This is a genomic window from Opitutaceae bacterium TAV5 (assembly GCA_000242935.3).
Classification (GTDB): Bacteria; Verrucomicrobiota; Verrucomicrobiia; order Opitutales; family Opitutaceae; genus Geminisphaera.
Genome location: CP007053.1, coordinates 2,961,102 through 2,979,946 on the forward strand (window position 1 = coordinate 2,961,102; position 18,845 = coordinate 2,979,946).

Below are 18,845 nucleotides of genomic sequence, written 5' to 3' on the forward strand. Positions count from 1 at the left end.
GTCTCGCGGAACAGGTAGCTTGAATTGCTGAAATCATATCATAAGGGCTCACTGCAGAAGTGCAGCCATTTGAGTGTGAAGTGCGGCAAACCGGTCCAGGCATTTTGGAGGCGCCGGGAGACTGAGTCTCGTCTGCAAGCTATTGTTCCCCAATGTTCTGTTGGCGAACGAGGGCGGAATGTGCAATGGTTCGCCGCGATTATGGAAACCAGTTGGACTGAAACACTCGCGAGGTTTTTGCGCAACGAGCCGGGCGTCGAGGCCGTACGTCTCGATCCGGTGACGCGCAAGGTGGCCGTGGCCACGCTCGGCGAGGTGGACATGGTGCGGTTGCGTGAACGTCTCGATGCCACGCTGGCGGCGATCGACTCGCAACTCGGCACCGTCCGTCCGGGCGCGATGCGCGACAGGAGGGTGCGAACCGGCCACGGATCCGGCGCGGGAGCGACCGGGAATGCGAGCCCGGCGAGCTTGCCGGAGGACTACACGGTCGAACACGGATCCGACGGCATCACGCAGGTGGCGCGGCCGACGTGCGCGACGGCTCCGCGGTTCTGGCAGTGGCGCGAGTTTGCCTGGCCGGAATTGCGTCCGGATGCGGAAACCGGCGTGGCAGGGGCGGGCGAGGAGGGCAGCGAATGGAAACAACTCGCCTGGCTGGCCGCGGTTTGCGGCGTGTCGGGTCTGGCGGCGTTTTTGCTGGAAAAATCCGGTGTCGCCGGAGACGGGAACACGGCGGGCGATGCGACCGGCGGCGGCATCCTCGCGTGGCTGCCGCGCGCGCTCTACATCGTGGCGCTGGCGACCGGTGGATGGGACGCGGCGGTGGATACGCTGAAAAACCTGCGGCGAGCGAAGCTCGATATCCATTTCCTGATGCTGGCCGTGGCGGTCGGCGCGGTGTGCATCGGCGCGTGGGGCGAGGCGGCGCTGTTGTTGTTCCTGTTTTCCGCGTCGGGAGCGATGGAGGAGTTTTCGGTGGACCGCACGCACCGCGAGGTCAGCGCGCTGCTCCGGTCGGCGCCGCGGCAGGCGACGCTGGTGGAAAAGGACGGGCGCGAACGCGAGATCGCGGTCGGGGAAATCGGCATCGCCGACGTGCTGCGCGTGCGGCCGGGCGCGGTGTTTCCGGCGGATGGCGAAGTGGTGCGCGGCGAGACGGCGAGCGACGAATCCAACCTCACCGGCGAAGCCGCGCCGGTGGACAAGGCCGTGGGCGACCCGGTTTTCAGCGGCACGCTCAACCTGTGGGGCGCGGTGGATTTCCGGGTGCGGCGGCTGCCATCGGAAAGCACATTGCAAAAGATCATCCGGCTCATCCATACGGCGCAGAAGCTGCGCGCGCCGAGCGAGCGGCTGACGGACCGGTTTGGCCCGCACTACACGCTGCTCGTGCTGGGGGTGTGCGCGGCGATGTTTCTGGTCTGGTGGCTGGGGATGGGGCTGCCGGCGTTTGTCAACGAGGAGGGCGCGCGGTCGGCTTTTTATCGGGCGATGACGTTGCTCGTGGTGATGAGTCCGTGCGCGCTGGTGCTTTCGATCCCGTCGGCGATCCTCGCGGCGATTGCATGGGGGGCGCGGCATGGCGTGCTGTTTCGCGGTGGCGCCGCCATCGAGAAACTGGCGGGGATCGGCGTGGTGGCGCTCGACAAGACCGGCACATTGACGACGGGCGAACTGGTCGTCGAGGGGTGCGAGAGTTTTCCGCCGGGGCGCGAGCGCGAGGTGTGGGAGTACGCTCTGGCGCTGGAACTGGGTTCGCAGCACCCGCTGGCGCGCGCCATCGTCCGCGATGCGCGGGCGCGCGGCGTGGCCGAGCACGGGGTGGCGGAGTTTCAGTCGCTCACCGGTCATGGCGTGAGCGGCCGCGTGGGCGCGGTGCGCGTGGTGGCGGGGCGGCGCGAGTTGCTGGAGGCGGGGCCGCTCGCCGGCTGGTCGCGAGAGCTGCCGCCGGCGCGGCCGGAGTTTACCGAGGTGTGGATCGTGGCGGGGGATTTGCTCGGACGGCTGCTGCTGCGCGACCAGGTGCGGGCGGAATCGCGCGAGGTGCTGGCGAGCCTGAAGGCGGCGGGCATCCGCACGGTGATGCTGACGGGCGACCGGCGTCATGCCGCCGAGAGCGTGGCGCGGCAGCTCGGGCTCGACGAGGTGCGGGCGGGATTATTGCCGGAGCAGAAAGTCGAGGCGGTGCGCGAACTGCGCGCGGAGGGGTGTCCGGTGGCGATGGTGGGCGACGGCGTCAACGACGCGCCGAGCCTGGCGGCGGCGGACGTGAGCATCGCGATGGGCGCGCGGGGCAGCGACGCGGCGCTGGAGCAGGCCGAGGTGATCCTGATGCACGACCGGATCGAGAACGTGCTGTCGGCCCTGCGGCTGAGCCGGCGGGCGCGGACGATCATCCGGCAAAACCTGGTGATCTCGCTCGGGGTGGTCGGCGTGATGGCGCTGGCGGCGATTTCCGGGATCGTGCCGCTGGCGGCAGGCGTGGCCGCGCACGAGGGCAGCACGGTGGTCGTATGCCTGAACTCACTCCGGTTGCTGTTCGGGAAGAACCGGTGACGCGGCCCGTGACCGGCGGGTGGACGAGGCGGCCCCGTGAGGGGGCTGCCTGCGTGTGGAGGCGCCCGGCACCCATGCGCCGGCGACCGTCACCATCAGCGCTTCGCCCGGCACGCCGCGCGTGTTGTGGTTGAGCACGGCGATCAGCAGATCGATGCCTGCCGCGCCCACGCGATCGGGATGCTGGTCAATGTGCGAAAACGCCTGCCCCTCGTTCACACCCTCCAGTGATATAAAACCCACTTCCTCCGGCACGCGCAGACGCGCCCGCCGCAGCCATTCGTAAAACACCACGCGGGAGGCGAGGATGACATCGGGCCTGTGCTTCAATCGCCATGCGGCGAACCGCTTGTATTCCGGTTCCGCCTCCGGCGCGCGCGCGGACTCCGGCCCCGGATCGGGTCCGAGCCCGCACAGCTCCAGCACCGGCAGGCGAGGCAGGCCGGCGCGGGTGTACTGATAATCGAGATACGCCGAACGGATGGCGTGGGCACTGCGTTCATTGACGTAGTCGTCGAGCATCAGCCCGATGCGGCGGTAGCCGAGCGCATGCGCCTCGGCGAGGGCGAGGCGGCTGTTCTCGAAATTGCGCGGACGGGCGCGGTGCATGGTCACATCGGGAAACGCCGCCGTGGCCGCGACGACCGAAAACCGCTCCCAGGCGAAGGCGAATGTGCGGCTGTCCTCATCCGCCACCGGCCCCGCCAGCACGCCGCGCACGCCGCGATTGACGAGCACCGACTGGAGACGCCGGGGCGTCATGCCCGGCTCGCGGGCCCAGTATTCTTCCAGCCGATATCCCAGCGCTTCGGCATGGGTGCGCGCACCGTGAAAGAGCCGTCTGGTGTAAAGGTTGCCGGCACGTTCGATCCGGTCTTCGTGCCACGACAAAAACGCCAGCGTCTCCACATAACGCCCCGCCTTTCGCTCCCGCAGCAGGCGCAGCGCTGCGCTCAATTCCGGGTCGGGCCGGTAACCGAGTTTCCGGGCTATCGCCTGCACGCGTTCGCAGGTCGCCGCCGGCACGCGCGGATCGTTGCGCAAGGCCCGGCTCACACCCGAGCGGGAGAGTCCCGTCGCGCGGGCGATATCGTTGAGCGTTACCCTGCTGGCGAACATCGGCGGCAACGCTGCCCCGGCTGGCGGCGGCGGGCAATTCACGATTGCGGGCCGGCGCTTCGGCGCCTCCACCGTGGGGGAACAGAAGCCGCGCCGGCGGGCCGTCGTGGCCCGGGCGCCTTCATCCGCGGTTGCCGGCGCCTGCTCCCTCGCCGCCGTCCGTTATCGGCCCGGGCAGTCCTTCCGCCCGCACGCGTCGGCCCAGCGCTCGCAACGTTTCCACATCCGCCGGATGCAGCGAACCGTCGGCGCGCGGCGCGGTGTTGAGCAGAAAATTGGCTCCCTGCCGCCGCGCTGCCGCCAGTTCGGCCCATGCTTCGTCCGCAGTCCGGTGATAAGCGCGTTCCACATTGAACCACATCCGCCAGCCGGAACCGCCGGGCTGGTCCAGTTGCAACGTCGTGCACACCTCGACCGGTTTGCCACGATGGCGTTCCGCGATGACACAGCCCGCGCCGCCCGCCTCCGCGTTTTCCGGCAGGCCGTGCCGGTGCTCGAACGTCAGGTAATCCTCGTCGCCCTGCACGCCCTCGCAGAACGAGATCAGGCCGTGCGGCTGCAACGTGCGCAGCAGCGCATATGTTTCGGCAAGCCGTGGATATTTCTCCGGCTCGCGATGGAAATGCGGCGCCGAGTCGATCCACCAGCCGGCGACCGGCCCATAGTTGCGGCCAAGCTCGGTCAGCAACGCCCGGTTGCGGGCCCACACCGCGTCATGGGATTCCGACAACGTGAAATGCACGTAGTGAAAATAGCCCAGCCCGCGCCGCGCGCACGCCGCCGACAATTCGGCGACGAGATCGCGTCCTGCCGGCAGTCGCATGGACGAGGGTTCGCCCACCGCCGAGTCCCACAAATATGGACCTCCGCCATGATACGGCGTGAAGCACACATAACGCGCTCCGGCCTCCGCCGCCAGGCCGGCGATGGCATCCGCATCAAACCGCTCCGCCCGAAATCGCGCCGACAGTTGCTCAAATGTCACGCCGGCCGGCAGCGGGTCATATTTGCTGCCGGGGAGCAGGCTCGTGTTGTTGTAGTGGACGAACAATCCGAACGCCGCTTCACGAAACCATTCCACGGAAGCGGCTCGCAGGGAACCTGTTTCCGAATACGCATGAACCGCGGCCGCACACGGCGCGAGGTGAGGCGGAAGCAGGAGGGACGCTGGAGGCCGGGAAACAGTGCCGTCGGCGACGGACGAGGTGGAGACGGTTGCGGGTTTTGACATGACGCGTGAAACACCAGCACACCGCCGCGCCTGCGACAAACTGCCTGGTGCTCAACGTTGAGCATGGTTTGGGTGTCCCGGCATGCAGCGCGGGTAATCCAGCTGGCGGATGAAGAGGCCGCCGACGACGGAGCGGGCCGGGAAGGCGATCTGGCGGCCGTCGCCGGTGGTGGAATGCAGTCCGGAAGATCCAGTCGAGCCTGGTGTACATCTTGCGGCTGTCGGGCGGGAAACCATGCCGCTGCTGGGTCCGGCGGCTCCGGGAAGACCTCCGCGGTGTTTCGGGGAGGTGGGGATTTTACGAGCGGCCGGGGGCTGTGGGGCCGTCTTGCCACACGCACTCGATGGAGACGCTTTTGCGAACGGTGGGGATGCCGTACTGGTTGGTGTTGAGCTCGCCGGCGACCAGCGAGACGGTGGCCGCCCCGATGTCGGGGAAACGATGGTCCACGCCGGCAATGCCTTTTGTGTGCCAGAGCCGCAGGAGCGCAAAACCGCAGTCGCGCGGCACGCGGATGCCGGCGTGTTTCATCCAGTCGAGGACTTCGGGAAAATGGGAGAGCACGACGTCGGGCTTGTGGAGCCGGTACCAGCGGAGGAAGGCGGCAGCGTTCCAGTCGTCGCTGATCATGGGCTCCACGCCGCGGTTTGCGGGGAGGGCGCGGTTTTCGACGAGCAGCGCCCCTTGCCAGCGGTGAGCCAGGCGGGTGTCGTCGGTTTCGGATACACACAGGCCGATGCGCTCGTAGCCGCGCGTGACGAGGTTTTGCCAGGCCACGCGGAAGACTTCGAAGTGGTCGACGGACACGCGGTGCAACAGGGGGCTGAGCAGGGAATGGCTGCAACAGGCGGTGGCGAAGTGCTGCCACGGGAAGCCCTCGATACTGCCGTGTTCGAGAAGCGGGGCGAGGACGATGCCGCGGATGCCCTGGTTGTAGAGAATGTTGCCGAGGCGTTTCGGGGTCATGCCGGAGGTGCGGAGGCTGAATTCTTCCAGACGGTAGCCGAGCCGGTGGGCCTGGGCGGTGGCGCCGCGAAAGATGTCGCAGGTGCCGGGGTTGTCGCGCCAGCCGCCGATGGTGTCGTAGGTCGTCATCCAGGCGAGTGTTTCGAAGCCGGCGGTGCGGCTTTTCCGGAGGTGCCCCATCAGTTCGGATACGGCGGGATCGGGCCGGTAACCGAGTTTTTCCGCGATGGCCTGGATGTGCTGGCGGGTGGCTTGCGAGATGCCGCGTTCGCCGCGGAGGGCGCGGGAGACGGTCATCTTGCTGACGCCGGCGGCGCGGGCGATGTCGATGGTGGTGACGCGCCGGTTGGCGGAGCCGGAAGCGGGGGCGCGGTCGGAGGCGGGCTTGTCGGAGGCGCTCATCGGAGGGGCAGTGGCGGGGAGGATTAAGCGCGGAGGGTGATTTTTACCGTGGCGGAAAATCCGGTGATGCCGGCGGCCTGATTCCCGGTGCCTGAAGGTGCGAGGATCGCTCGTCGCCATGACCGCGAGGTGCCGTCGGGCATGGAGCAGGGGTGGGTTTCGATGCGGGTCCAGGCGCAGGGGGGCGTGGTAGTGTCGGGAGCGTCGGTCCGGATGCGGAATTCGAGGGTGGCGCCGGGTTCGCGGATCACGAGCACGGCCGGCGACTCGATGGTGACGTGCTCGCTGTCGGTGATGAAACCCGACTCTACCGTGCCGGGTCCGTTGAGGTGAATCGTATCCGTCCAGAGGCAGACGCCGGCGTGCGGATCGAGGGAGAGCCCGCGGATGAAGCTCTTGCAGTTGGCGGCAGCGGGCCAGGCGCGGGTGAGGTCGGCTTCGAAGGGGAGGAAGGTGGCGCCGGGCGTGAGGCCAGCGTGGCGGACGGTGGCGGAGAATTCCGCGCCGGCGGCCTGTTCGCAGCCGTTGATGAGCGGGAGCGAGTGGCCGAGGGTGCGCGCGGCGAGAATACTGTAGCGTTTTTCGGAAAAGTACGCGGCGTTGTACTCGGGCATGCCGATCTCGGCGACGAAGGGGATGCCGTTGATGTGGAGCAGAAAATTGCCGACGTCGTTGTGATTGTGATGCTCGGCGTTGTGGCCGCCCTTGGCGGCGAGTTCCCAGGTGTTGCCGTGGCGGTCGCGGCCGCGAATGACCCGGACGCCGAGGCTGGGGAGGAAGACGCCGGCGGCGTCTTCCCCGGGTTTGGCGTTCGGGGTTCCGGGTTTGGAGTGGTGGGTGCCGGCGGGCGGGCGGAGGAAAAAACGCGACCAGAAGAGAAAGTCGGTGCGCTGGAAGTCGCAGTCGACCGGCGGCGTGGCGAGCCGGGTGTAATTTTCTCCGGCCTGGCGGAGGCAGTCGGGGAGGTCGAGCGTGGCGCCGAGGTACTGAAGCGTGGAGGGGCGCAGGACGCAGTCGGGGCGGCAATCGGCAAAGTTGACGACGTGACCGCCGTGCAGGCTCATGGCGGGACCGTAGGCCGCGATGCGGCGGATTTTTTCGTCGCCGGCAAAGAGGGACCATTCGCCGCGGGTGCGGGTTTCGAGCTGTTCGTTGAGGAGCGCGAACCAGCCGAATCCGTAATCCCAATACGCGGGGCCTTCGGAGCAGGCGCCGTCGTCGCCGAAGCCGTCGAGAAAGGCGGGGAGGTGGCGGGCGGCTTTTTCCACGAGGGCAGCGAGCAGGTCGGGGTCGTCCTCGATGGTGAGCGCGGCGCCGAGGACGCCCTGGTGGCAGACGGCGTTCCAGTTGTTGGTGGCGAGCATCCACCAGCAGTCGGTGGCGAGGTAGTTTTCGAAGATGTCGCGCCGGAGTTTCTTGCGGATGATGGCTTGCTGGTCGGGCGGAATGATGTCGGCAAACACGGAGAGGAGTTCGGCCATGAGATGGGCCGTCTCGGCGGCGAAAAGATCGATGACGAGCGGATCGCGTCCGGAGGGGGTGTCGTGCACATGGGCGGGGAGCGCCCAGGAACCTTCGGCAAAGATGTCCTCGAGTTTGTCGATGAAGGACCGGAGAAGCGGCGATTGCGGGTCGCGAGCGGCGTCGGGCGAGGCGAGGAGGGCGATGGCGGCGCGGGCGAGACGGCGCCGGCGGGCGAAATAGGGTTTCTCGAAGCGGATGCGGGTGCCGGTGGCGGCATAGTCGCGATAGAGTGCGTCGGTGAGCTCGGGGAGGGGGGCGTCGCGTTCGGCGGGATCGGTGGCGAGCCGGGTGATCGCGGCGAGCGCGGGGCCGGCGGCGGGAGCGGTGAAGGCGGTGGTCCAGCGCGGGTCGCCGAAAGGAGGGAGCGGGGAAAGCGGCGGGGATTGTCGGAAGAGGGCGTGGAGCGCGTCGCGGGCGGGCGGGGTGCGGAGGAGGTTTTGCATGATCGGTGGCGTGGGCGAAAGGCCGGAAGCCAGGCGGTTTTTTTGCCGGGTGGCAATGGCGGCGCGGCATCGAAGGTGTGCTTCGTCGCTCAAAAAAAAGCCCCCGGAGTACGGGGGCCAGCAAGGAGGCGGAGGAATTTTTTCCGGGCGGTTCAGGCTTTCCGGCGGCGGAGGGCGAGGGCGGCTCCGGCGGCGGCGAGCAGGACGGTGAGGGCGGCGTGCGCGGGCTCGGGGATGGCGGCGACGGTAATGAACCCGTCACCGGTGGCAGTGACGCCATAGGTCGCCAGCTGGGCGGCGGAGAACGTGCCGGAATCCAGGGTGGTGCTGCCAACCGTCAGTGAGGAAACGGTGACGGATTTTCCGTTAAGGTCCACGTTGCTGCCTGTGGCCAGCGACAGAGAGCCGGCCGTGGAGAGATCGCTGGTGAACTTCAGGTTTCCGCCCAGCAGGGAGAACGTGCCGGTGAAGGCCGAGGCGTCGGTGATGCCGAGGCTGAAATTGATCGTCGATCCGTTGGTGGTGAGGTTCTCGAATGTCATCGTGCCCTCGCCGGACAGCGTGCCGATTGTCAGATTGAGGCCCCGGTTGCTGGTGCCATCGGCATAGAAGCGGGTGGAGTCTGTCTGTTCGAAGGTGCTGACCGAAAGATTCTGGCCGGTAGCGACGATGTTGCCCAAGGAGAAAGAACCACCTTGGGTGATCAGGTGGTTGATCACTGCGGTTCCGGCTCCGGACGTCTTGAGAATGAACAGGCTGTTTTCAAGGATGAGTGTCCCTCCTCCAAAAGTATCAGTGCCAGTGGCGTTGTTTGTGCTTCGGAGGATTTTTCCTCGCGTGTGATAAATGCCAGCCGGATCCATGGCGGTTGCGTTGGAGCCTCCGGAGGGACTGGTGAACCAGCCGGTGCCACCTGTAAGTTGGTTCCATCCCCAGCCTGCACTTTGGTCATTTTGCAGATAATAATCGGCGGCCTGTGCGGTGGAGGGCAGGGCGGCGGCAGAGAGAACTGAGGCGACGAGCAACAGGGGACGGATGTGACGGAATTTCGATTTCATGATGGAGCGAGGTTCGGGTTTCGGGACTGGATTCGGGTTTGGGCAAAAATCCGTATCCGCCGGTTCGGAGAAGAAGCAGCGGACGCGGGGAACTGGACGGGGTTATAGGAGATTTACGCAGGCGAAGAGAGCGTCTTGATGCGTTACCGTAACGACAAAAAGCAGAGCCACGGACGGGAAACGATCGTACCATTGGCATCAGGGTGTCGAAGCGCCGACGATGATGGAGCCGGCGCCGGAGAGGGTGACGCCATGGCCCTGGAGGTCGGCGGCGGCGTAGGTGCCGGGTTCTTTCGTCGCGTCGCCGACCGTCAGGGCGGAGAGGGTGAGGGTCTTGCCGTTGAGATCGACGGTGGAACCGGCCTTCAGCGCCAGCGTGGCGCCGGGGGCGTCGAGATTGCTTTCGAAGGAGAGCACGCCGCCGGAAAACTCGATGGTTCCCGTGTAGGCGGAGGCGTCCTGAAGGGTGAGGTTGAAGGCCGTGGATTTGTCCGTGATTTCCTGCTCGGCAAACTTGATGGTGCCGGCGCCGGTGAGTTTTTCGACGGTGAGGTTGTATCCGCGCCCCGGAGACGTGGCGGCGAAGGTGGTGGTGCCGGATTGCTCGAAGGTGACGATATGGAGGTTTTGCGGGCGGCTGCCGGTGCCGGCAACAAAGGTGCCGGAGGCGGACACGAGATGATTGACCTTGGCGGTGGCGGAACCGGCGGCCTTGATCGCAAGCGAACCGGCGGCGGCTCCGGCGCCTCCGGAGGCGGCACCGTCGATGACGAGGGTGGCGCCTTCGAAGAGGTCGGTCTCGCCGGCGCCGTTGACTTCCCGAGTGCGCGCCTGGAAGCCGTTGGTGTGATAGATGCCGGCCGGATCGATTTCGGCGAGCGGGGCGTGGCCGGCAGGCTTGGGGAACCAGCCGGTGCCGGCGTTGACGGCATGCCAGTGCCAGCCCTGGGTCTGGTTGCGCTGGAGGTAATAGTCGGCGGCTGGCAGGGCGCCGCCGGCAACGAGCAGGGAAGCGACGACGAGGAGGACGCGGGCGCGGCAATGAATAATGTGTTTTTCGGTGTTCATGAGCGGTGATGGATGAAAGGCGGTCCGGACTACGGCCAGGCGTATCGGAATGATTGTTACCAACCGAGGTCCTGCTTGAGGGCGGCGGTGAGTTTTTCGGCCATGAGGGAGTGGGTCTTGACGCTGGGGTGCCAGGAAGCGCCGATGCCGTGGTGTTGATACTGCGTGCCGAAGTCGATCAGGCGCACGGGGGGGCCGCCGGCGGCGTTGGCCTGCTCGACGACCTTGGCGAGATAACCGAGGATGGTCTCGCGGGGTTTGCGGTCGCCGGGCCAGTTGCTGAGCATGGGGCCGACGGTGCAATAAACGAGGGCCTCGGGGTAGCGGGTGCGGATTTCGCGGATGAAGCGGAGGTAGGCGGTGGTCCAGCCGGCTTCGTTGGGGTTTTTCTGATCGTTAAATTCGTTGGTGCCGAGGTTGATGACGACGGCGTCGGGCGCGGGGACGGAAGCGAAATCCCATTTGGCCGAGGTGACGGTGGGCGCGGTCTGGTCGTAGAGATCAATGATGCTGTTGCCGGGCCAGAGGCGTTTGCCGGCCCAGGCGATGCAGGTGTAGTCGGCATCCACGGCGCGGGCGGCGACGGCGCCGTAAGCAAGCCAGCCGTTTTCGGTGGCGGGGGTGAATTTTTCTTCCTTGCTGGCGGCTTCGTTGCCGTAGCCGCAACTGATGGAATCGCCGATGACCTCGATGCGGCGGGAGCGGACGGGGGTGGGCAGGAGCTTTTCCGCATCGTCGATGCGAAAGGACACGATTTGCGTGGCGCCTTGGGAGGCTTCGGTGCGTTTGACGAGCTCGATGGTGTGCTGGCCGGGAGGGAGATTGCTGGCGAGGAGGTATTCTTTTTCGCCGGCTTCGAGGGCGAGGACGCTGGCGGGCTGGCCGTCGATGACGACTTGCCAGTGGTTTTTGCCGGTTGCGCCCTTGAGGGTGACGCTGGCGGAGCCGCCGGTGAGGGTGAGGGCGACGGCGCTGGCTGTCCAGGTGCAGCGGGGGCCGGCCTGATCGGTGCGGTCGAAGCGACCGGTGTAGCGGAGTTGCGGATCGGTCGCGGGGATGACGGCGGCGGAAAGCGTGGTGGCCAGCGCGGCAAGCGAGAGAAGAGGGAACAGGAGGCGGGAGGGCGTTTTCATGGATTGTCTTGAACAGAAGGAAACGGAGGAAACGAAGATGAAACAAAGACTGATATGTATTATAACTTATTTTTCATAAACATGTTGAGAAGAAAAAATGACAAGCGTCCTTGGTTGTTATACCAAAGCCCCAAAGCCTTCAGATTTTTACACAAAGGCCGCAAAGAGCGCAAAGGATTGCCAGTTACCTTCTTCGCGTCCTTTGCGGCCTTTGTGTAAAATCAAAAACATTCGGGACACTGGTATTATTCGTTCTCTTTGTTGCCTTCTGTTCAAAATGGATTGGAACGAACGGGAGGATTTTAGCGGAGGCGCCGGAGTTCGAATTTTTCGCCGGCGAGGGCGCGTTTGGCCGGTTCGCCCCAGAAGGGCGTGGGAGTGTATTTCCAGTCGGCGAGCATGCGCGGGCCGGCTTTGGGGTGGAAACACCAGCCGGTCCAGTTGAGGCGGTGCTTTTGGATCAGCCCGAGCATGTCGGGCACCCAGGTCCCGGGCGGGACAAAAGTCTCGTCGGTCTCGAAGGGCATTTTTTTGACGTCGGCGCCGACTTCGCCGATGAGGATCGGGTGGAGCGCGGCGGCGTCGAGCATCTTGCCCTGCCAGTCGCGTTTCCAGGGATAGATGTGTGAGGCGTACATGATGCCGTTGCCGTCGGGCGTGTCGGTGAGGGCGTAGCCGTTGACGATGCCGGAGAGGTCGTAGGCGTAGTCGAGGCCACCGGCGACGATGACGTTGCGGGCGCCGGTGGCGCGGACGACTTCGACCATTTTTTGCATGCCGGGGGATTCGAAACCGTGCTTGTTGTACTTTTTTTCGGCGTCGGTGAGGAAGGTGTCTTCTTCGCCGGCCTTTTTCTTTTCCTCGACGAAGCCGCCGTTGCGCCAGAGCTCCCAGGAGACGCCGTGGGCTTCGTTGAGAAGATCGAAGAGGACGGCGGGATGGTTTTTGTAGAGGGTGGCGACGTCGGTCCAGAACTCGATGTGCTCGGGGCGGGGGGCGCGGTAGCGGTGGAGGTCGATGACAACATAGGCGCCGCGGTTGGCGGCGAGGGTGATGACGGCGTCGGCGAGTTCGCGGTAGGCCTTGCCGCCGTCGCTCTGGGTCTCGTTGCGACCGTACCAGTATTCTTCCTTCACGGGGATGCGGATGACGCTGGCTTTCCAGTCCTCGATGGCGACGAGGGTGGAGCGGAGGACGTTCTCGCCGTTGGCGCGCCATTCCATGCTGGCGACGTTGACGCCCTGCAGCCAGACTTCGCTGCCGTCGCGGAGGGAGACGAGGCGGTTGCCCTGGACGCGGATTTCGGGAGGGAATTTTTTCGGGTCGGACACCTCGCGCGGGGGGGCGGGCGGCGGGGCGTTTCGGGCGAGTTCGGCTTCGAGGGGAGCGCGGGGGATGGGGCGGAGGATGACGTCGTCGAGGTCGAGGGTGCCGGCGGCGGCATTGAACATCGTGGGCTGGAAGTCGAGCGTGGTGGCGCCGGGCGGCACGAGGAAGCGGGTGACGGGGGTTTTCCATCCTTCGGTGTTGGCGCCGAACCAGACGGGGGGAGCGCTGCCGATCTGTTTCCCGGTGGCGTCCTTGAAATTCATGATGACACGGGCGTCGTTCCAGGATTTCGGGCCTTTTTTGAGGTCGGTGACGCGGGCGCGGGCGGAGAATTCGAGGGCTCCGGCGCCGGGGGGCAAGGTGACCGGCAGGTAGAGGGAATCCATCCGGGCGGGGCCGCCGGAGGTGATGCGGAGGAAGCGGTTTTGCTGGCCGGTGGCGGGATCGGGTTCGGTCTCCCAGGAGACGGCGCGGCCTCCGGGCCAGCCAGCGGGGCGGCCGGTGGCGGGGTCGAGGGTCTCGAAGGTGCCGTCGGGGAGTATCGATGGGGAGGATACGGTGGGGGAGGATACGGTGGGGGCGGATTCGGACGCGGCGTCGGCGGCGAAGGCGGGTGCGGCGGCAAGCAGCGGCAGGCCGGCGACAAGCGCAGTGATCAGGGCATGGCAGAGGCGGCAGAACGGGCGTGGTTTGTGCATCGGGGGATGTCTCGTCGGGAAAGGGCGGTGAAAAGAGGACAGGAGATGAAGAGGGAAGTCCGGTTGCGGAGGCAAATTGCAAGGCGGGCGGTGAAGGTCGCTACCGCCCGAGGGGAATATCCGGTTATGCGTAGTTGATTTATAGCTACAATACCCGGAGCCAATGGAATTGATCAGGGAACGAATTCGGAGGGAGCGCTTGGGTTCAATGTAATTGGTGCGGGTAATTTCGTATCCTCCGGAACCATCCAGAGATTGGGGGCAATACTGGTAGAACCGCCGAAGATGCCGGCCTGTTTGCCTGTCAGGCTCCTGGCCGAGGCATCGGTAAGGACAACGTTCTGGCGGGTGCCGCCGTTATGGCGAAATGCCTGTGTTCGCTTCGCCGTGCCTGCATAGCTCGAAGCATTCCACGGCCAGATGCCATCGTAATTTCCTGTTTCAAAATCCGCCACCAGGATGATGGGTTTGCTAAGATTGGAAACGCGTCCTTTCACGGGACCCCTATCGAGGAAAAAGGAGATATTGTAGGTCGTTTTATGGTCGGTGTCCGGCTTGGGATTGGCTTCCTGGCAGATGAAGCGGGACCGGGCACTGACCCAGTCCATGCCCATATAGGAGGCGATTTTCTGGTTCCAGGTCTTTCCGCGTTCCGAGGAGCCGATCGGCCACGGGAAGGTCGTATTGTAGTCGCCATCGGATGCTCCACGCAGGGGCAGCATGTCTTTATTGTCGTTGGCGTAGGCCATGCTGGCGATGCCGATCTGGCGGAGATTGGAGAGGCACTGGGCCGTGCGTGCGTTCTGGCGGACTTTTACCGTGGTGGGGATGATGATGGCGCAGAGGATCCCGATGATGACGATGACGGTGAGGAGTTCGATAAGCGTGAACGCGGCCGCGTTGCCGGAAGTGTCTCGGGGAGTGGCTGATGCGGGTTTCATGTGTTTCGGGTGATGTTCGGGGTGGATGGACAGGCGGGATCGACAGCGAAATCCTTGCCTGGCGAAGGCGGTGTTGGAGAGGTATTATTAACGTTACCGTAACGATGGTGTTTGGCGGGGGGAATAGGCTCGTCATTGCGGCGGGGTGTCTGTTGAGGCATGTGGACATGTGTCAGACGGGCATCCAGCCAACTCTCTCCGACTACACGCCCTGGCGAGCGACGAAATTTTATATTCCGCTCGTCATCCAGGCCGCGTCGCAAAGCCTCACGTATCCGCTTGTCGCCTCGATTGTTTCGCACGGAGCCTTCGGCAAGGACGCGCTCGCGGCGTTCGCCCAGGGAATGGGCATCATGTTTGTCATCGGTTCGCTCGGCGGCGGGTTGCTCACCACAGGGATGCTTTTCGGTCGCGACGCGGAGGGTTTCCGGCTTTTCAAGCGGCTCAACCTGATGTTCGCGGTGGCGTTGCTCGTGGCGCAGGGATGCGTGTGCCTGCCGGGCATCGACGGGCTGGTTTTTCGCGGGATTCTCGGGTTGCCGGAACCGCTCGACCACATCGCGCGCAACGTGACGTTCATGTGCATCCCGGTGCAGTTATTGTTCTTCCTGCGCAACGCGCCGCTTGTCGCCCTCTACAACGCCCGCGCCAGCGCGCCGGCCAACTGGGCGACACTGGCACGCATCGCACTCACGCTTTTTTTCGCGTGGCTTTTCCCGGTGTTCGGCTGGACGGGCTACCAGATGGGGGTGATCGCGATGACAATTCCGGTGGGGCTGGAGTTGTTCCTGTCGCAGTATTTTGCGCGGCCTTATATTCCAGGTATCCATAGTGAGACTACTTCGGTGTCGAGTCTGCGCACGCAGTTCCTGTTCACGATCCCGTTGTCGTTCGGAGGGGTGTTGCTGGCGTTTTCAGGAATCATCATCGGAGCGTTTATCGCGCGCGCGGAAGCGCCGACACAGATGTTGCCTGTCCATTACATGGTGCTCGGGATCGTGAATCCGGTGGGTTTTGCGGCGTTGCGCATGCAGGCTGTGGTGCTGGCGTTTCCACCGGGAGACAGGTACGCGAACAACCTCCTGCGTTTCGCCATCGTCGCAGGGCTGGTGCTTGCGATTTTCCCGCTGCTCGGGCAGGTGCCCGCCGTGGCGCGGTGGTATTTCGTCAACGTGCAAAATCTGCCGGAGGCGGATGTGCCGCTGGCGGCGGGCGCGATGCTGGTGGTGGGCATCCTGCCGGTATTGCAGGCGATGCGCGGACATGCCGAGGGTCTGGCGGCCTGGCGCAAGCGGCCCAATGCGATCATGGCCGGACAGGCGGTTTACCTGGCGTCGATCGTGACGACGCTGAGCCTGTGCCTGCATTTCGGGATGCCGGGTTATCTGATGGGGATAACGGCGCTGCTGGTGGCGATCACGGTGACGCTGGTCACGGTCCGGCTCGGGCTTCTCTGGGCCGACCTTGAGGATTCCTTTGAGCGTGTGCCCCGTCCGCGTGGCACCGAGGGGCCGAATTCGGCGCCGTGACCGGGGCGCTGCCGGGCGTGCACTGGCGTGCCCGGATGCCGGCGTTTCAGTCGGCGAGGCGGAGCCGGGTGAGGGCGCGCGGGGAGTTCCAGTAGTCGTAGTTGACGAGGGCGAGGAGGGAGACGGATTTTCGGAAACCGTGGTCGCAATCGTCGCTCATGAGGTTGACGCCAAGGGTGTCGCCGGAGGCGGGAGTGTGGCCGATGGCGGCGAAGGGGACGGCGGCCTCGATGAGGTAACCGCCGTGCCAGACGCGACTGGCGATCCTGATTTTCGATTCGTATCCGGTGCGGACATATCCACCGAGCGAGGCGACGAGGACGGCGGGGGCTTCATCGTGAAATTGGCGGGTTGGCGCCATGAGAACGAGAAGATCCCGCTGGCTGATGTTTTTGGTGCGTTTTTCGGGATCGGATTCGGCGGAGAGGAAGAGACGGACGTTGTCGGCATCGCGCCAGTCACGACTGGTGAGATCGAGGAGGCTGAGGTCGTCGTCCTGCACGAGCCAGGCGAGGTAGAGGTGATGCTCGTCCCAGCGAAGCGCGACGCGAACGCGGGCGTCCTGGTCGGCGGGGTGGAGGGCGTCGCGCAATTTCCAGTGTCCGTGCTGGGCAAGCGGAACAAAATCGTCGGGGCTCCATTTGTTCGCGGTCAGGTTGCCGTCGATGGAATCGGGTGTGAGCGCGGAAGAGGCGCGGCGGGCAATGACTTCGGCGGGACCGAATCCGGTGGCATCTTCGTCGATCGGACGACGGACGGGGTAATCGGGAACGGTTTTTTCCAGGAAATGCCGGGCATAGGGGAAGGCTCCCCTGAGCCAGATGCGGGTCTCCCAGGGCTGCGTGCGGGCGGGGCCGGCGGTCTCGACCGCGAAGGCGAAGCGGTATTCCACGCCGGGCACGGCGTTGGCCGGGGCGGTGAGCGTGATGTCCCTGCGCACGGTCTGGCCGGGAGCGACTTCGAAGGCTTCCGGCAGCTTGATCGTCCAGCCGGGCATGCGGGCGACGACGGCCGGGTGGGCGGTGACGGGGGCGTTCCCGCCGTTGAAGACCACGCAGGGGACGGCGATGGTCTCGCCGGCGGCGATTTCCCAGCGGTGAAGGGGGTGGTTGAAATTGCGGTCGTCCATCGCGTCGGCCAGCAGTCCTAAGTGCTCGTAGCTGGTAACGGAGGCGGGCAGGCCTTCGATAAGGAGGGGGCGTTCGCCGAGAGTGATGGCGCGGGAGGGATCCATGTCGAGCCGGTTGCCCGCGGTGTCGTGCACGGTGTAGTCGCCGGCCGGGAGTCGCAGGTTCACGGATACGCCATCGCGCAACGCCCAGGCGGCGAGGAACACGCGGCCGTCGGCGCGGCGGAAGAGTTGTTTCTGGACGGGTTCGGTGGAGGCGGTGCCGCCGAGGGGCATGGCGTCGTTCACCCAGGTGGAGATGAAGGCGAGGGTGTGGTAAACGGGCCGGGGATTCATGTCGGCGTCGACCAGCCAGAAGGTTTCGGGGTCGTTCTTGCCATACATGTTATACCAGTAGATGCGTTCGATGCCTTTGGCGCGGCCGAGAAGATAGAGGCGGGCGAGATAATCGGCCTGCTGTTCCCGGGTGTAGCCGTTGACGAGGGTAAGCTGTTGGGTGGTGGGGTTGAGGGCGCCGCCTTCGTCGTAGTGGAAGCCGACTTCGGTGGCCCAGATTTCCTGCTTGCCTCCGAATTCGCCAATCACGGCCCGGTTGGCCTCCAGTTTGGCGATGCCGGCTTCGGGAACGCCGCAGTAGGGATGGACGGTGACGGCTTTCATCCAGGGGCCGATACCGAGGCGGAACATTTCGCGCAGGTAGTGCGGATCGGCCTCGGCGATGGCGAAGGTGGCGGGGCGGGCGGAGGGATCGGCGGCGAGCGAGCCGAGGGCCATCGCGCGGTTGTGCGCGACCATGTCGGCGGCGGCGCCGTAGGCGCTCCAGCCGGAGTTGGTCTCGTTGCCGTATTGGTAATCGAATACGCGTCCCTTGTAGTGCTCGCCGACGGCCTTGGCCCAGTCGTGGGCGAGGGCGGCTTTTTCGCCGGTGCGGTGGAAGGCCGGGTTGAAGAAGGTGAGGGCAAAGAGGCTGTTCATGCCGAAAGCCTCGGCGCCGAGCTGGGCCTGTTCGTAGCGGGGGTCCATGAGGAAGGTGCCGTCGGCCTCGCGAGCGCGGAAGCCGGGCTCGATGCGGACGGAGCGGACGCCGGCGGCCTTCATCAGGCGCAACAGTTTCCACTGTTCCTCGGCGGTGTAGCGCTGGAGGTGGACGTTCATGCCGATGAAGTAGTCGCCATCGCGGGCAACGGGGCGCGGGGTGCCGACAATGGCGGAGTGGGTTTCGGTGTGAGTGGAGGTGACGGCTTCGCCGCCGGTTTCAGAGCTCAGGTCCGGACTGTCAGAAGCGGGGGAGGAAACGGTGACCGGGGTAAGGGTGAGGGTGGTGCGGAGGAGAGCGATGTCGTCGCGCAGCGCGGTGCGGGGGTCGGCGGGGGTGGGGGCGTAGGCGGGGTAGGTGTCGATGTTGCCGGGGGCAAGGGTGTAGGTTGAGGCCGCCTGCTGACGGATTTCTCCCCGGGTGTCCTCGAGGGTGCTGGTGACGACGATGGTGAGGGGGGCAGGGGTGGTATTGCGGATTTCGTAGCGGGGAAATTGCGAGAGGTCGGCGTCGCGCTGGATGCGGACGAGGGGGGCGGCGGGAGCGGAAAAGAGCGAAGGGGAAAGCGTGAAGAGAGAAAGCAGCAAAAGGCTGAAGCGGGAACGCATGGTCGCGGGACGGAGTGATGTCATGGAAAAGTGGATATTCCGGAAACGGGTGAGGACTGACGGATGGGGGC

At 65.4% G+C, this 18,845-nt stretch carries 12 protein-coding genes; 2 read left to right on the forward strand and 10 right to left on the reverse strand.

Going from position 1 to position 18,845, the window contains the following annotated elements:
- Nucleotides 1–180 precede the first annotated feature (180 nt).
- The gene (locus OPIT5_12900) at nucleotides 181–2,559 is read left to right on the forward strand and encodes an ATPase (GenBank protein AHF90972.1); all 2,379 of its coding nucleotides are present in this window, start codon (nucleotides 181–183) and stop codon (nucleotides 2,557–2,559) included.
- On the opposite strand, the gene OPIT5_12905 is transcribed toward OPIT5_12900, so the two are convergent.
- The 9 genes from OPIT5_12905 to OPIT5_12945 form a co-directional block, all read right to left on the reverse strand.
- A complete protein-coding gene (locus OPIT5_12905) occupies nucleotides 2,527–3,678 on the reverse strand; it encodes a LacI family transcriptional regulator (GenBank protein AHF90973.1) in 1,152 nt (383 codons plus the stop codon). The genes OPIT5_12900 and OPIT5_12905 overlap by 33 nt on opposite strands.
- A gap of 121 nt (nucleotides 3,679–3,799) precedes the next feature.
- Nucleotides 3,800–4,909, reverse strand: coding sequence for a glycoside hydrolase family 29 (locus tag OPIT5_12910; protein AHF90974.1), 1,110 nt, complete (start codon nucleotides 4,907–4,909; stop codon nucleotides 3,800–3,802).
- A gap of 298 nt (nucleotides 4,910–5,207) precedes the next feature.
- Nucleotides 5,208–6,398, reverse strand: coding sequence for a LacI family transcriptional regulator (locus OPIT5_12915; GenBank protein ID AHF90975.1), 1,191 nt, complete (start codon nucleotides 6,396–6,398; stop codon nucleotides 5,208–5,210).
- Nucleotides 6,302–8,245, reverse strand: a complete 1,944-nt coding sequence (locus tag OPIT5_12920; protein ID AHF90976.1) for a heparinase — start codon at nucleotides 8,243–8,245, stop codon at nucleotides 6,302–6,304. The genes OPIT5_12915 and OPIT5_12920 overlap by 97 nt, the downstream gene beginning before the upstream one ends.
- 152 nt (nucleotides 8,246–8,397) lie before the next feature.
- Entirely contained in the window at nucleotides 8,398–9,303 is a 906-nt protein-coding gene (locus OPIT5_12925) for a glycosyltransferase family 1 (GenBank protein AHF90977.1), read from the reverse strand.
- A 198-nt stretch (nucleotides 9,304–9,501) separates the two neighbouring features.
- The gene (locus OPIT5_12930; protein ID AHF90978.1) at nucleotides 9,502–10,371 is read right to left on the reverse strand and encodes a glycosyltransferase family 1; all 870 of its coding nucleotides are present in this window, start codon (nucleotides 10,369–10,371) and stop codon (nucleotides 9,502–9,504) included.
- Between the two features lie 56 nt (nucleotides 10,372–10,427).
- Nucleotides 10,428–11,504 carry an acetylxylan esterase gene (locus OPIT5_12935; GenBank protein ID AHF90979.1) on the reverse strand — a complete coding sequence of 359 codons (1,077 nt, stop codon included), beginning with the start codon at nucleotides 11,502–11,504 and terminating at the stop codon, nucleotides 10,428–10,430.
- 302 nt (nucleotides 11,505–11,806) lie between these two features.
- Nucleotides 11,807–13,531: a glycoside hydrolase family 5 gene (locus OPIT5_12940; GenBank protein AHF90980.1), complete on the reverse strand. Its 1,725-nt coding sequence runs from the start codon at nucleotides 13,529–13,531 to the stop codon at nucleotides 11,807–11,809.
- Between the two features lie 173 nt (nucleotides 13,532–13,704).
- Nucleotides 13,705–14,472: an N-terminal cleavage protein gene (locus OPIT5_12945; protein AHF90981.1), complete on the reverse strand. Its 768-nt coding sequence runs from the start codon at nucleotides 14,470–14,472 to the stop codon at nucleotides 13,705–13,707.
- Nucleotides 14,473–14,576: 104 nt separating this feature from the next.
- On the opposite strand from OPIT5_12945, the gene OPIT5_12950 reads away from it, so the two are divergent.
- The gene (locus OPIT5_12950) at nucleotides 14,577–16,001 is read left to right on the forward strand and encodes a hypothetical protein (protein ID AHF90982.1); all 1,425 of its coding nucleotides are present in this window, start codon (nucleotides 14,577–14,579) and stop codon (nucleotides 15,999–16,001) included.
- 46 nt (nucleotides 16,002–16,047) lie between these two features.
- On the opposite strand, the gene OPIT5_12955 is transcribed toward OPIT5_12950, so the two are convergent.
- A complete protein-coding gene (locus OPIT5_12955; GenBank protein ID AHF90983.1) occupies nucleotides 16,048–18,774 on the reverse strand; it encodes an alpha-galactosidase in 2,727 nt (908 codons plus the stop codon).
- Nucleotides 18,775–18,845 lie beyond the last annotated feature (71 nt).

What these genes read in the sequence shown, in the direction of transcription:
- OPIT5_12940 (AHF90980.1), bottom strand. Translation starts at nt 13,531, where the DNA reads ATGCACAAACCACGCCCGTTCTGCCGCCTCTGCCATGCCCTGATCACT.
- OPIT5_12905 (AHF90973.1), bottom strand. Translation starts at nt 3,678, where the DNA reads ATGTTCGCCAGCAGGGTAACGCTCAACGATATCGCCCGCGCGACGGGA.
- OPIT5_12910 (AHF90974.1), bottom strand. Translation starts at nt 4,909, where the DNA reads ATGTCAAAACCCGCAACCGTCTCCACCTCGTCCGTCGCCGACGGCACT.
- OPIT5_12955 (AHF90983.1), bottom strand. Translation starts at nt 18,774, where the DNA reads ATGCGTTCCCGCTTCAGCCTTTTGCTGCTTTCTCTCTTCACGCTTTCC.
- OPIT5_12925 (AHF90977.1), bottom strand. Translation starts at nt 9,303, where the DNA reads ATGAAATCGAAATTCCGTCACATCCGTCCCCTGTTGCTCGTCGCCTCA.
- OPIT5_12945 (AHF90981.1), bottom strand. Translation starts at nt 14,472, where the DNA reads ATGAAACCCGCATCAGCCACTCCCCGAGACACTTCCGGCAACGCGGCC.
- OPIT5_12930 (AHF90978.1), bottom strand. Translation starts at nt 10,371, where the DNA reads ATGAACACCGAAAAACACATTATTCATTGCCGCGCCCGCGTCCTCCTC.
- OPIT5_12950 (AHF90982.1), top strand. Translation starts at nt 14,577, where the DNA reads ATGGTGTTTGGCGGGGGGAATAGGCTCGTCATTGCGGCGGGGTGTCTG.
- OPIT5_12935 (AHF90979.1), bottom strand. Translation starts at nt 11,504, where the DNA reads ATGAAAACGCCCTCCCGCCTCCTGTTCCCTCTTCTCTCGCTTGCCGCG.
- OPIT5_12920 (AHF90976.1), bottom strand. Translation starts at nt 8,245, where the DNA reads ATGCAAAACCTCCTCCGCACCCCGCCCGCCCGCGACGCGCTCCACGCC.
- OPIT5_12915 (AHF90975.1), bottom strand. Translation starts at nt 6,398, where the DNA reads ATGGCGACGAGCGATCCTCGCACCTTCAGGCACCGGGAATCAGGCCGC.